The following is a 13,845-nucleotide window of genomic DNA, read 5'->3' as shown; positions in this document are numbered from 1 at the left end:
CTCTCAGGGATGCGGGAGGAAGCGCCCGAACCTCCCCTGGTGGTACAGCAGAGGCCGCCCCGCGGAGCCGATCCCCGTCTTCCTGACCATGCCGACCACCAGGATGTGATCACCGATCTCCACGGTGGTGTGCGGCGTGCAGACCAGGTGGGCGGACACGTCACTCAGCAGGGGAACGCCGTCGGGCCCTGCCGTCCACCTCGTCGGCGCGGCGAACCGGTCGATGCCCTTGCGGGCGAACCTGGCCGCGAGGTCGGCCTGGTCGCTGGCCAGGACGTTGACGGCGAAGCTGCCGGCCTGCCGCAGCCAGGGCCATGTCGTGGACGACTGGTCGACGTAGAACGACACCAGGGGCGGGTTGAGGCTCACCGAGGAGAAGGACGTCGCGGTCAGGCCGACGGGCACGCCCTCCGTCTGCGCGGTCACCACGACCACCCCGGCCGCGTGCACGGCGAGCGCGCGGCGGAAGCCGTCGTTGTCGACCGAGGGCTCGGCGATCGTCTCGGTCATACCGCCGCCCCCTCCTTCAGCGGGATCTGAGGCGTCACCCGATCCGCCCACCGGCCCAGCACCTCCTCGGGAGAGGTGATCTCGGATTCGAGCAGTGCCAGCCCCGGGGTCGGCACGGTGGCGCCGAGTTCCACCAGCAGCGGGCGCAGGTGGGTCTCGACCGCGAGGGCGTGCCGCGCGTCGCCCATGACCAGGACGGGGAGCGCGACGGTGCCGGCCAGCGCCTGGGACGGCAGCCGGTCGAGGAAGACCTTCAGCAGGCCTGTGTAGGTGCCCTTGTAGGTGGGGCTGGCCACCAGCAGGACCTTGGCTCCGGCCACCAGGTCGAGGGCCTGCCGCACCTCGTCCGCCGGTTCGGGCCGGAGCAACACCGGGGCCAGCCCGGCGAGGTCGATGACTTCACTCTTCCCGTCGTACGCGAGCCGCTCGGCCACCTGTTCGGCGGCCTGCTCGGCCGCCGTCCGCGTGCGTGACCCCTCCCGCGGATTGCCCACCAACGTCACGAAACTCATCTGTCGCTCACCACTCGTCTTCTCCCGGTTTCCGCGACCGCGCCGGACGGTTCACGCCGGCGCGAGGAGAGTGCTCAGAGATTGCCGTCTTGACCTACGGGCGGCGACACTGGGCACTGCTGACGTGGCCGAAGTCCACGTGCGGGCGCCGGGTCAGGGGTGCCTGGCTCATGCTCAAGACGCTACGTAGACCAAACCGTGATGTCAATATTTCCTACCTGTTTTCCATAGAAAGTGACGGGCGTAACGCTTCGAGCCGGATGCCGGGAATGTCGCAGCCGGCGGGGTCAGCCGGCCGGGTACCAGAGATCCGGCTCGCCCGGCACGCGGCGCACGCGTCCCCGCGCCTCCAGGTACACCAGATGGGCCAGCGTCTCGTTCGTCGCCGCCCGGCGCATGAACGCCGGGATGGTCTCCCACGGCCGCGACCAGGTGAGCCGGGTGGTGATGTCCCAGCAGGCGGCGCCGTCCGCCCCGGCGACGGCCGTCTCGATCTCCGCCAGCCGCCCGGCGTGGTGCGCCATCACGTACCCGACGCGGTCGGCGAGCTCCAGGAAGCGGTATTCGTGCGCGGGCAGCACCTCGTCGACGTCCAGGTGGCGGACGGCGGCCAGGGCGTCGAGGTAGTCGGCCAGCGGGTCGGGTCCCGACTGCGGATGGACGGCCACGATCGGCGTGATCCGGGCCAGCACGTGGTCGCCGGAGAACAGCACCCGCCGCGAGGGCGAGACGAAGCACAGGTGGCCGGGCGAGTGGCCCGGGGTCCACAGGGCCTTCAGGTCCCAGCCGGGCAGGCCGAGGTCGGCGCCGTCCTCGATCAGCCGGTCCGGCCCGGCCATCGTCACGTAGTTGCGGATGATCCGCGAGGCGCCGCTCAGCTCGTCCGCCGAAAGCGGCGGGACGCCGGAGCGGACCAGCATCGCCCGCTCCCTGGCGACCAGTTCCTCGATCGCCGAGTCGTCGTAGCGGCCGTGCAGCAGGGCCGCGTCCGCCGGGTGCAGCCCGATCCAGGCCCCGGAGGCCTCCCGCACCCGCCCGGCGAGCCCGTAGTGGTCGGGGTGGATGTGGGTGACCAGCACCGCCCGCACGTCGCTCATCGCGTACCCGGCGACGGCCAGCCCGTCCTGGAGTGCGGTGTAGGCCTCCTCGGTGTTCCAGCCGGCATCGATGATCGCGACGCCGTCGGGGAGTTCGAGGGCGTACACCAGGACGTACCTCAAGGGGTTGATCGGGATCGGCACCGGGATCGACCACAGCCCTGGCCGCACGCGCTCCACGACGGGCATCGCGCCGCTCTGCCAGGCCTCCCGCTGCTCCTCGCTGGCCGGTGTGACCCTCCTGCCCGGCTCCGCGGAGACCGGCGCGCGCCGCCGGGTGTCCGCCTCGCTCATGGCCGGCCCTGCCCCCTGATCGGTCATCCCCGTGCTCCCTTCGGCCGTGCGACGCACCTGATTGTGCACCGACGACCGAACATCGTTCTACTCGGGGTGCCGTCCCGGGCCGGGCAGGCGCACGAAGAGCGACGCGGAGGCGAGCACCACGACGGCGGCCGTCCACCAGACCGAGGCCAGGCCGACGTGCGAGGCGAGCAGCCCGAGCCCCAGCGACCCGACGACGCTGCCGAACTGCAGCTGCAGCGAGTCCACCGACATCAAAGTGGCCCGGGTCGAGGAGCCCACCCGCCGGTGCATCATCGCGATGCGGAGGATGTCGGCCACGGCGACCGTGCCGAACTTCACGACGTACGCGCCGCACGCCGCGACGATGCCCGTCAGGCCGGTCAGCCCCGCGGACGCCGCGAAGAACGCGAACGCCGCGGCCGCGGCGAACATGCCCGCCACCGCCGCCCTGCCGGGACCCCCCTTCACCAGCCGGGACACCGCCGGAGCCGCCATCGCGCCGAGCGCGTAGGCCCCGAACCCCACGGCGGCCACCACCGAGTACACCGAACTGCCCTCCTCCACCCCGCCGGCGAGCGTGGCGAGCCTGCCGGGGGTGAAGATCTCTATCGCGCTGTTCGCGATGCCGAGTGCGAACGCCACGAGCAGCAGCCGGCTCAGGCCGCGATCCCTCACTCCCAGCCGCAGGCCCGATCTGATGGTGACCGGCACGTCCCGCAGCACCGACATGATCGACGGGCGGGGACGTGGCGGCTCGGGCATCGCGACCAGCACGACGACGAACAGCACGGCCGCCGCGACCGCCGCCCCGATCATCGGCACCACCAGGCCGCCGGGCACGACCAGCGGCAGCACCCCTCCGGCGATCGTGGCGACGGCGAGCGACGCCGACCCCATGGCCTCACCTCGGGCGAGGCCGGGCCGCAGGTCGGCGTCCGGCCCCTCGGCCGCGTGGAGCGTGTCGACGTACCAGGCCTGCGCGGGGCCGCTCGACAGGGCGCGGGCGACGCCCTTGAGCACCGAGGCGAGCACGAACGGCCAGAAGGACGAGGCCACGGCCATCAGCCCGAGCGCCGTCACGCTGAACAGCGCCGAGGTGGCCAGCACGACCCGCCGTCCGGCGACGTCCGCCAGACCACCGGTGGGAAGCTCCAGCACCACGATCACCACGGAGTAGACCGCCGTGGCGGTGCCGACCTGCGCGAGGCTGAGCCCGCGCGAGGTCATCAGCAGCACCATCACCGGCACCGTCAGCCCCGCGGGGAACCACGACAGGAAGCTGACCAGCAGGTAGCGGCGCAGGGCCGCGGAGGCGGAAAGGACATGCCGTAAGGCGGGGTCGGCCGGCGACGCCGGGAGCGACCCGGCGCCGGACGGCGCCGCGAGGGCGTGAGGAGAGGCGTCGCGGGCGGTCATCGGACGAACCCCTTCGTCGGGAAGGCCGAGAGGTGGACGGCGACCCGCTGCGCCTCCGGACGGTCCGCGTCCTGCGCCTCCATCTCCTGGACCATCGCGGTGAAGCGTTCGTACAGCAGCCGCACGGACCCGGGGGTGAGCCGGGCGACGGTGTCGCTCATGCCGGCCACGTCGATCCACTCGGGCCCCCAGGATTCCCGATCGCGCTCGAACGCCTCGCGGGTGGCCGCCTGGACCTGCACCTGGCGGTCGCGCATGAACTCCACCGCGGCCCTGCCCTCCGGGGTGCCGCCGAGCTCCAGCTCACTCCAGGAGGTGTAGCGGTGGACGGACCGCCACCGCCGCTCCCTCGCGTCTCGCTGCTCGGGGTCCTCCTCGACGAAGCCGTACCTGGCAAGCTGGCGCAGGTGGTAGCTGGTCGAGCCGGAGCTCTCCCCGAACCGGGCGGCCAGCTCGGTCGCCGTCGCGGGCCCGTCCACGCGCAGCGCTCCGAGCAGCCGTATCCGCAGGGGATGCGCCACGGCCTTCAGCGTCTGAGGATCTTGGACCTGGTACACGTCGCCTGAAGATTCGCCCATACCGCAAAGATAACTTTGCGAAGGATACTTTGCAAAGGTCTGTTTGTAATCTGGCCCGGCCTGCCTCCGTGAAACTTTCAGCGGCACCGCGACGCCCCCGGCGTCCTGACAGGGACGGTTCTCCTCGCGTGCCGCCCGGCCGGGGGACGTTCGTTGACGCCCGCCCGCGCGGTTGGGAACCATGCGGGCACCTCACCCCGAACCCTTACCTGACTTGGGGAGACGCGTGTTCAGACCATCCCGTCGATGGGGCGTGCCCCTCGCCGTCACCGCCGCGGCCGTACTGGCCGCCTCCGCCCTCGGCGCCCCGGCCGCCGGCGCCGCACGGCGTCACGCCACGACCACGGCCGCCGAGGGGCCGGAGCAGATCGTCAACGGCACCTTCGACAGCGGCACCGACCCCTGGTGGCACACCGCCGACCTCACCTTCGACGCCACCGGCGGGCGGCTGTGCGCCGACGTCCCCGGCGGCACCGTCAACCCGTGGGACGCGATCATCGGCCAGAGCGGCATCGCCCTGGTGAAAGGCGAGACCTACGCCGTGAGCATGTACGGCTCCGCCGACCCGGCGAAGCCCGCCAAGGTGCTGGTGCAGATGCCGGCCGACCCCTACACGGCGTACCTCACCGCCACCCCCCAGCTGGCCCCCGATGGGGGGACCTACTCCTACACGTTCACCTCACCGGTCGACATCTCCGACGCCCAGGTGCAGTTCCAGCTCGGTGGCAGTGCCACGCCGTGGCGGTTCTGCGTGGACGACGTCTCGCTCAAGGGCGGCGCGCCGCCGGACGTCTACAAGCCCGACACCGGCCCCCGCGTCCGGGTGAACCAGGTGGCGTACCTGCCCAAGGGGCCCAAGAACGCCACCGTGGTCACCGACGCCACGACGCCCCTCGCCTGGCGGCTGAAGAACGCCGGTGGCGAGGTCGTGGCGTCCGGCGAGACCACCCCGCGCGGTGTGGACGCCAGCAGCGGCCAGAACGTCCACTCCATCGACTTCAGCGGCTACACCAAGCCGGGATCGGGCTACACCCTCACCGCCGACGGCGAGACGAGCAGGCCGTTCGACATCGGCGCCGACGCCTATGAGCGACTCAGCGTGGACGCGCTGAAGTTCTACTACACCCAGCGCAGCGGCATCGCGATCCAGGACTCCCTGCGGCCCGGCTACGGCAGGCCCGCCGGCCACGCCGGGGTCGCGCCCAACCAGGGCGACACGGCCGTCCCCTGCCAGCCCGGCATCTGCGACTACTCCCTCGACGTGTCGGGAGGCTGGTACGACGCGGGCGACCACGGCAAGTACGTCGTCAACGGCGGAATCTCGGTCGCCCAGCTCATGAGCGAGTTCGAGCGGACCAAGAACGCCGCCACGGCGCACTCGCCGCGCGACGGCGCCCTGGCCATCCCTGAGAGCGGCAACGGCGTCCCCGACATCCTCGACGAGGCTCGCTGGGAGCAGGAGTTCCTGCTGAAGATGCAGGTCCCGGACGGCAGGCCGTACGCCGGCATGGCCCACCACAAGATCCACGACCAGAACTGGACCGGGCTCCCCCTGCTCCCCCACCTGGACCCCCAGAAGCGGGAACTCCACCCGGTGTCCACGGCGGCCACCCTCAACCTGGCGGCCACCGCGGCCCAGGCGGCCCGGCTGTTCGCGCCGTACGACCCGGCGTTCGCGGCCAGGAACCTGACGGCGGCCCGTAAGGCGTGGGCGGCGGCCAAGGCCCACCCCGCCATCCTCGCCTCCCCCTCCGACGGCACCGGCGGCGGCACCTACGACGACGCCGACGTGAGCGACGAGTTCTACTGGGCCGCCGCCGAACTGTTCATCACCACCGGGGAGGAGGAGTTCCGGGACCAGGTGCTGGCCTCGCCCCTGCACACGGCCGACATCTGGGGACCGGGCGGCTTCGACTGGGGCCATGTCGCCCAGCTCGGCCGACTCGACCTCGCCACCGTGCCCAACACCCTGCCGGACCGCGACCGGGTGCGCCGGTCGGTGGTCGAGGGCGCCGACCGGTACCTCGCGACGCTGAACGGCCACCCGTACGGCCTGCCGTACGACCCGCCCACCTATGAGTGGGGATCCAACAACCTGGTGCTCAACAACATGATCGTCATGGCGGCGGCCTACGACATCACCGGCACCCGCGAGTACCGCGACGGCGTGCTCCAGGGCGTCGACTACATCCTCGGCCGCAACGCGCTGAACCAGTCGTACGTCACCGGCTACGGCGAGGTCGCCTCCCACAACCAGCACAGCCGGTTGTACTCCCACCAGCTCGACGCGAGCCTGCCGAACCCGCCCGCGGGCACCCTCGCCGGCGGCCCGAACTCCGGCATTCAGGACCCCACGGCCCAGGCGAAGCTCCAGGGCTGCAAGCCGCAGTTCTGCTACATCGACGACATCAACTCCTGGTCGACCAACGAGCTGGCGATCAACTGGAACTCACCGCTGTCATGGATCTCCGCCTTCGTCGCGGGCCAGGGTGACGGCACCGTCAAGGCCTCCGGCGGGTGCCGCGTCACCTACACCACGCACGGCCAGTGGCCCGGCGGCTTCACCACCCAGGTCACCGTGCACAACACCGGCCAGACGGCGATCGACGGCTGGACCCTGAAGTGGTCGTTCCTCGGCGGTCAGAAGGTGTCGCACTCCTGGAGCACCGACCTCACCCAGACCGGCGCCACGGTCACCGCCAGGAACTTGCCCTGGAACGCCCACCTGGCCCCGGGCGGCTCCGTCACCTTCGGCTTCACCGCCTCGTCCGCCCCCGGCCCCAACCCGCCCCCCGACCTGATCACCCTCGACGGCGCCCCCTGCGCCGGCTGACCAGGAGCAGCGGCCCCCGCCACCGCCCGGACAGACCATCGGCCCACCCCGGTTAAGGTATGCGGCATGATCGAAGCCATCTGGGTGGACGAGGCGGTCACCGAGCTGCGGCCCGACTTCCACGTGCTCGCCGTCGCGGCGTACGGCCTGCGCAACGGGCCGTCCGACGACCGCTCCCGCCGATGGCTGGCCGAGGCGGCGGCGGAGGCCGTGCGGCCCGACCACGAGAAGATCGTCGCCTGGCAGGACGCCTACCGCGCGTTCGGCGCCAAGCCGCAGCGCACCCGCCCGTCGGTGGACGCCCTGGTGCGCCGGATGCCGCCCCCGGAGATCAACCTGGTCGTCGACGCCTACAACAGCGTCAGCATCCGGCACGTCCTGCCCATCGGCGGCGAGGACCTCGCCCACTACGAGGGCACCGCGCGGCTGGTCCGGGCGAAGGGCGACGAGCCGTTCGACGCGATCGACAAGGGCGAGCCGGTGATCGACCACCCCGAGATCGGCGAGGTGATCTGGCGTGACGACCGGAGCGTCACCTGCCGCAGGTGGAACTGGCGGCAGTGCGTGCGCACCCGGATCACCGAGCAGACCGTGGACGCGCTGTTCCTCCTCGAACGGCTGGAGCCGATGACGCTCGCGGAGCTGTCGGCGGCGGGAGACGAGCTGACCGCCCTGCTCGGCGAGATCACCCCCGGCGCGCGCGTCGAGTCGCGCCTCGTGGGGCCGGGCGCCTGACCGCCACCGAGCGCGGGCCACGGCTTGTTCGCGAAAGGCGTAGAGGGACCCCGCCCGGCCCGGTCAGAGAGGCCAAGCCGTAAGGTGAGCATGACCTCACCCCCCGGACGGACTACCCGAGCGTGACCAGTTTGAACGGTCCTGGGATGATCGGGCGGTGAGCCGGTCCGAGAGGGCGCACGCCACCTATTTGGGCGAGTAGCCTTGGACAGGTTCTCTATTCAACAACGCCGATCTGCGGAAGAGGGCGATTTCCGCCGTGTCGTCTGAGTCGTCACGGACAAACCCACTGGCCAACTTCGGTCAGAACGAGTGGCTTGTCGACGAGCTGTATCAGAAGTATCTCCAGGACCCCGAGTCTGTCGACCGTGCCTGGTGGAACTTCTTCGCTGACTACAACCCCGATTCCGGTACGAGCCGCGCGGCCGCCGGCGGGGCCAACGGCGCGACGGCCACCGCCGCTCCCCCGGCTCCCGCCGCACCCCCGGCCCAGCCCGCGCCGGCCAAGGCCGCCGCCACGACGACTCAGGCTCCGAGCCCGCAGGCCGAGAAGGCCAAGCCCGCCGCCTCGACGCCGGCGGGGGCCGAGGAGGTCCGGCTGCGCGGCGCCGCCGCCCGCACCGCGGCCAACATGGACGCGAGCCTCGCGATCCCGACGGCCACCAGCGTGCGGGCCGTGCCGGCGAAGCTGCTCATCGACAACCGCATCGTCATCAACAACCACCTGTCGCGCGGGCGCGGCGGCAAGGTGTCGTTCACCCACATCATCGGCTACGCGATCGTCAAGGCGCTGGCCACGATGCCGGAGATGAACTACTCCTACACCGAGGTCGACGGCAAGCCGACGCTGGTCAAGCCCGAGCACGTCGGTCTCGGTCTCGCCATCGATGTGCAGAAGGGCGACGGCAGCCGTCAGCTCCTCGTGCCCTCGATCAAGAGCGCCGAGACGCTCGACTTCCGCCAGTTCTGGAGCGCCTACGAGGACATCGTCCGCAAGGCCCGCAGCGGCAAGCTGGGCGTCGACGACTTCGCGGGCACCTCGATCAGCCTCACCAACCCCGGCACGATCGGCACCGTCCACTCGGTCCCGCGCCTGATGCCGGGCCAGGGCGCGATCATCGGCGTCGGCGCCATGGAGTACCCCGCCGAATATCAGGGCGCCTCCCCCGAGACGCTCAACCGGCTCGCGGTCAGCAAGGTCATGACGCTGACCAGCACCTACGACCACCGCATCATCCAGGGCGCGCAGTCCGGCGACTTCCTCCGCATCATCCACCGGCTGCTGCTGGGCGAGGACGGCTTCTACGACGAGATCTTCCAGGCGCTGCGCATCCCCTACGAGCCGGTGCGCTGGGTGCAGGACATCTCGGCCACCCACGACGACGACGTGGCCAAGTCCGCCCGCGTCATCGAGCTGATCCACGCCTACCGCGTGCGCGGCCACCTCATGGCCGACACCGACCCGCTCGAGTACAACCAGCGCAAGCACCCCGACCTCGACATCAAGTCCCACGGCCTCACCCTGTGGGACCTCGAGCGCGAGTTCGCCACCGGCGGTTTCGGCGGCAAGCCGCTGATGAAGCTCCGCGACATCCTCGGCGTCCTGCGCGACTCCTACTGCCGCACCGTCGGCATCGAGTACATGCACATCCAGAACCCCGAGGAGCGGGCCTGGATCCAGGAGCGGGTCGAGAAGCCCCACGCCAAGCCGACGCGCGAGGAGCAGCTCAACATCCTGCGCAGGCTCAACACCTCCGAGGCGTTCGAGACCTTCCTGCAGACCAAGTACGTCGGGCAGAAGCGCTTCTCCCTCGAGGGCGGCGAGTCGCTGATCCCGCTGCTCGACTCGGTGATCTCCGCGGCCGCCGACGAGCAGCTCGACGAGGTCGTCATCGGCATGGCCCACCGCGGCCGCCTCAACGTCCTGGCCAACATCGTCGGCAAGTCGTACGCCCAGGTGTTCGGCGAGTTCGAGGGCAACATCGACCCCCGCAGCGCCCACGGCTCGGGTGACGTGAAGTACCACCTCGGCGCCTCCGGCGACTTCGCCACCTCGACCGGCCGGAAGATCACCACCTCGGTCGTGGCCAACCCCTCGCACCTCGAGGCGGTCGACCCGGTCCTCGAGGGCGTCGTGCGCGCCAAGCAGGACCTCCTGGAGCGCGGCGAAGAGGGCTTCACCGTCCTGCCCGTGCTCGTCCACGGCGACGCCGCCTTCGCGGGCCAGGGCGTGGTGGCCGAGACGCTGCACCTGTCGCAGCTGCGCGGCTACCGCACCGGCGGCACCGTGCACGTCGTGGTCAACAACCAGGTCGGCTTCACCACCTCCCCGGCCTCCTCGCGTTCCAGCGTGTACGCCACCGACGTCGCGCGCATGATCCAGGCGCCGATCTTCCACGTCAACGGTGACGACCCCGAGGCCGTCGTCCGGGTGGGCCGGCTCGCCTACGAGTACCGCCAGGCGTTCCGCAAGGACGTCGTGATCGACCTCGTCTGCTACCGCCGTCGCGGCCACAACGAGACCGACAACCCCAGCTTCACCCAGCCCCTGATGTACGACCTGATCGACGCCAAGCGCTCGATCCGCAAGCTGTACACCGAGGCGCTGATCGGCCGGGGCGACATCACGGTCGAGGAGGCCGAGCAGGCGCTGCGCGACTACCAGGAGCAGCTCGAGCGGGCCTTCACCGAGACCCGTGAGGCGGCCAAGAAGCCCCTGGAGCCGGGCGCCGTCGTCAAGCCGGCCGCGGGCGAGATCGTCCCGTGGTCCCACAGCGACACGCCGACGGCGATCACCGAGGAGACCATCAAGCGGGTCGTGGAGACGCAGCTCACGCTGCCCGAGGGCTTCACGGTGCACCCGCGTCTGGCCCCGCTGCTCCAGCGCCGCGGCCAGATGGTCACCGAGGACGCCATCGACTGGGCCATGGGCGAGACCCTCGCCTTCGGCTCGCTGCTGATCGACGGCCACCCGGTGCGCCTGGTCGGGCAGGACTCCCGCCGCGGCACCTTCGGCCAGCGCCACGCCGTGCTGGTCGACCGCGTCACCGGCGAGGACCACACCCCGCTCAAGGCCTTCAACCAGGGCACCACGAAGTTCTACGTCTACGACTCCCTGCTGTCGGAGTTCGCGGCGATGGGCTTCGAGTACGGCTACAGCGTCGTGCGCCCGGACGCCCTGGTGGCCTGGGAGGCCCAGTTCGGCGACTTCGCCAACGGCGCACAGTCGATCATCGACGAGTTCATCTCGTCGGGCGAGCAGAAGTGGGGCCAGCGCTCCTCGGTCGTGCTGCTGCTGCCGCACGGCTACGAGGGCCAGGGGCCTGACCACTCCTCCGCCCGCATCGAGCGGTTCCTCCAGATCTGCGCCCTCGACAACATGACGGTCGTGCAGCCGACCACCCCGGCGAACTACTTCCACCTGCTGCGCTGGCAGGTGCTGTCGAACCGCCACCGGCCGCTGGTCGTCTTCACGCCGAAGTCCCTGCTGCGTCTGAAGGCGGCGGCCTCGGCGACGGCCGAGTTCACCTCCGGGGCGTTCCAGCCGGTCCTCGGCGACTCCACGGTCAACCCGTCGAGCGTCCGCCGGGTGCTGCTCACCTCCGGCAGGGTCTACTACGACCTGGCGGCGGCGCGCGAGAAGAACCAGCACAACGACGTCGCGATCGTGCGTCTCGAGCGGCTCTACCCGTTCCCCGCCGAGGAGCTGCGGGCCGAGCTGTCCCGGTACGGCGCCGACACCGAGCTGGTCTGGGTGCAGGACGAGCCGATCAACATGGGCCCGTGGCCGTACCTCACGCTGAAGCTCACCGAGGACCCCGGCCTGCTCGGGGGACGCGGGCTGCGGCGGGTGTCGCGTCCGGCGAACTCCTCGCCGGCGACCGGCTCCCACGCCGCTCACGACGCGGAGCTGGAGCACATCATCACCCAGAGCTTCGCCTAGTGCCGTAGTAAGGAAGTCCCCCACAGGCGGTTCTGTGGGGGACTTCGTCATATGTCCTGCATGTCATGGAGTTGCGATGTATTTCACCGACAGGGGTATCGAGGAGCTTGTCGAGCGGCGCGGCGACGAGGAGGTCGGCATCGTCTGGCTGGCAGAGCGCCTGCGCGAGTTCGTCGACCTGAACCCCGAGTTCGAGACGCCCGTGGAGCGCCTGGCCACGTGGCTGGCCCGTCTGGACGACGAGGACGACTGACCGCACCTCCTTCACTCGGACAGACGCGATACATCTTGACTTTGGTCGTACGCGATATATCGTGTCTGTGAAAGGTGTGCCAAGGACAGCCATCGAAGGGCGGGGCCATGCCGACGTGGACGATCGAGAAACCCGAGCAGCTGACGTTCGACTCCGTGAGCGCCCTGAGCGTGCGCATCGTGGCGGGACGCCTCGCCGTCCTGGCGAGCGAGGGCCCGCCGTGCCTGGAGGTGACGGACATCGGGACACCACCGCTGCTGGTGGAGCAGGACGAGAACGGCCGGCTCACCGTCGCGTACAAGGACCTCACCTGGGACGGCATCCTCGGCTGGCTGCGCCCGGGCAGCCGGGCCACCACGCTGACACTGACGGTGCCGAAGGACTGCCCCGTGCAGGCCGGCGTGATCTCCGCCTCGGCGGTCGTCGCCGGGTTCGAGAACCGCACCAGCGTCAAGAGCGTCTCCGGCGAGATCGTCCTCGACGGGGTGAGCGGCGAGGTCGAGGCCGAGACGGTGTCCGGCGCCCTCGAGAGCCGAGGGCTGGCCGGTGACCTCTCCTTCACCAGTGTGGCCGGGGAGTTCACCGTCGCGGGCGGCACCCCGCGCCGGCTCCGGGCCAACACCGTGTCCGGTCGTATCACCGCCGACCTGGAGCTCCCGCCCACCGGGCACGTCACCCTGCACAGCGTGTCCGGCGCCATCGTCGTACGCCTGCCGCACTCGGTCGACACCGACGTGTCGCTGCACTCGACGTCCGGCCGGGTGCGCACCTCCTTCCCCGGCCTCGACACCTCCACGCGGCCGGGAGCCAAGGCAGTGGTCGGCCGGATCGGCGGCGGCATGGCGAGCCTGTCCGCCACCACCATCTCGGCTGACGTGACGCTTCTGAGGAGAGAACAGTGAGCCCGGTTTTCGCCCACGGACGGCTACGGCTGTACCTGCTCAAACTGCTGGAGGAGAGCCCACGGCACGGCTACGAGGTGATCCGTCTCCTGCAGGACCGCTTCCTCGGCGTGTACTCCCCCTCACCCGGCACGATCTACCCTCGCCTCGCCCGGCTGGAGGAGGAAGGCCTGGTGACCCACGAGGTGGTGGAGGGCAAGAAGGTCTTCACGATCACCGAGAAGGGCCGCGCGGAGCTGGCCGCCCGTGCGGACGAGCTCGCCGATCTCGAACAGGAGATCTCGCAGTCGGTCCGCGACATCGCGCGCGAGGTCAAGGAGGACGTACGCGACACGGTGCGCTCACTGCGCGAGGAGCTCACCCAGATGGCCCGCGACGTCCGCCACACCGAGGCGGACGAGCGCCACCAGGCGAGGGAGAGCCACCGCGCCGCCGGCGAGGACTACCGCCGCGCCTGGCGCGAGCAGAAGCAGGCCTGGCAGGAGCAGAAGCAGGAGTTCCAGCGCCAGAAGCGCAAGTGGAAGGAAGAGACCGAGCGCTGGAAGCACGACTGGATGCGCGGTATGTGGGGCGGCAGCTGGCAGGGCCACGGCTCCCGCGACCGCGACGAGGCGCTCGGGCAGATGCTGGCCGAGTTCGTGGAGGAGATCCGCACGGCCGCGGCCACGTCCGCGGTCACCGAGGAGGCCCTCGCGGCCGCTCATGACGCCCTGTACGAGGCCGCCGTCCGCATCCGCTCGGCCCTGCGATGATGACCCTCTAC

The 13,845-nt window shown here is 70.8% G+C and carries 11 protein-coding genes; 6 read left to right on the top strand and 5 right to left on the bottom strand.

Translation table 11 applies throughout. The features are described 5' to 3' along the window. Positions 1–3: 3 nt before the first annotated feature. The 5 genes from KIK05_RS05355 to KIK05_RS05335 form a co-directional block, all read right to left on the bottom strand. Entirely contained in the window at positions 4–510 is a 507-nt protein-coding gene (locus KIK05_RS05355; RefSeq protein ID WP_214409427.1) for a flavin reductase family protein, read from the bottom strand. Next, positions 507–1,022, bottom strand: a complete 516-nt coding sequence (locus tag KIK05_RS05350) for an NADPH-dependent FMN reductase (protein WP_214409426.1) — start codon at positions 1,020–1,022, stop codon at positions 507–509. Before KIK05_RS05350 ends, KIK05_RS05355 begins: the two co-directional genes overlap by 4 nt. A gap of 287 nt (positions 1,023–1,309) precedes the next feature. Further along, complete coding sequence (locus KIK05_RS05345) at positions 1,310–2,440, bottom strand: MBL fold metallo-hydrolase (protein WP_250562297.1); 1,131 nt, start codon at positions 2,438–2,440, stop codon at positions 1,310–1,312. Between the two features lie 60 nt (positions 2,441–2,500). Continuing rightward, positions 2,501–3,838 carry an MFS transporter gene (locus KIK05_RS05340; protein WP_214409425.1) on the bottom strand — a complete coding sequence of 446 codons (1,338 nt, stop codon included), beginning with the start codon at positions 3,836–3,838 and terminating at the stop codon, positions 2,501–2,503. Continuing rightward, complete coding sequence (locus KIK05_RS05335) at positions 3,835–4,416, bottom strand: winged helix-turn-helix domain-containing protein (RefSeq protein WP_214409424.1); 582 nt, start codon at positions 4,414–4,416, stop codon at positions 3,835–3,837. The genes KIK05_RS05340 and KIK05_RS05335 overlap by 4 nt, the downstream gene beginning before the upstream one ends. Before the next feature lie 226 nt (positions 4,417–4,642). Here KIK05_RS05335 and KIK05_RS05330 point away from each other — a divergent pair, with 226 nt between their 5' ends. The 6 genes from KIK05_RS05330 (at position 4,643) to KIK05_RS05305 (ending at position 13,834) form a co-directional block, all read left to right on the top strand. Then, positions 4,643–7,249, top strand: coding sequence for a glycoside hydrolase family 9 protein (locus KIK05_RS05330; RefSeq protein ID WP_308249762.1), 2,607 nt, complete (start codon positions 4,643–4,645; stop codon positions 7,247–7,249). Positions 7,250–7,315: 66 nt separating this feature from the next. Then, on the top strand, positions 7,316–7,984 hold the full coding sequence (locus KIK05_RS05325; RefSeq protein WP_214409422.1) for a B3/B4 domain-containing protein: 669 nt from the start codon (positions 7,316–7,318) through the stop codon (positions 7,982–7,984). A 259-nt stretch (positions 7,985–8,243) separates the two neighbouring features. Further along, on the top strand, positions 8,244–11,927 hold the full coding sequence (locus tag KIK05_RS05320) for a multifunctional oxoglutarate decarboxylase/oxoglutarate dehydrogenase thiamine pyrophosphate-binding subunit/dihydrolipoyllysine-residue succinyltransferase subunit (RefSeq protein WP_214409421.1): 3,684 nt from the start codon (positions 8,244–8,246) through the stop codon (positions 11,925–11,927). 76 nt (positions 11,928–12,003) lie between these two features. After that, positions 12,004–12,180, top strand: coding sequence for a DUF6104 family protein (locus KIK05_RS05315; RefSeq protein ID WP_214409420.1), 177 nt, complete (start codon positions 12,004–12,006; stop codon positions 12,178–12,180). A 107-nt stretch (positions 12,181–12,287) separates the two neighbouring features. Beyond that, positions 12,288–13,082: a DUF4097 family beta strand repeat-containing protein gene (locus KIK05_RS05310; protein ID WP_214409419.1), complete on the top strand. Its 795-nt coding sequence runs from the start codon at positions 12,288–12,290 to the stop codon at positions 13,080–13,082. Then, on the top strand, positions 13,079–13,834 hold the full coding sequence (locus KIK05_RS05305) for a PadR family transcriptional regulator (protein ID WP_214409418.1): 756 nt from the start codon (positions 13,079–13,081) through the stop codon (positions 13,832–13,834). The genes KIK05_RS05310 and KIK05_RS05305 overlap by 4 nt, the downstream gene beginning before the upstream one ends. Positions 13,835–13,845: the final 11 nt, after the last annotated feature.

Origin of the sequence: Sphaerisporangium fuscum, assembly GCF_018531465.1 — a bacterium.
In the GTDB taxonomy this organism is placed as follows: Bacteria; Actinomycetota; Actinomycetes; order Streptosporangiales; family Streptosporangiaceae; genus Sphaerisporangium; species Sphaerisporangium fuscum.
This window is presented reverse-complemented; position numbering and strand designations above follow the sequence as displayed.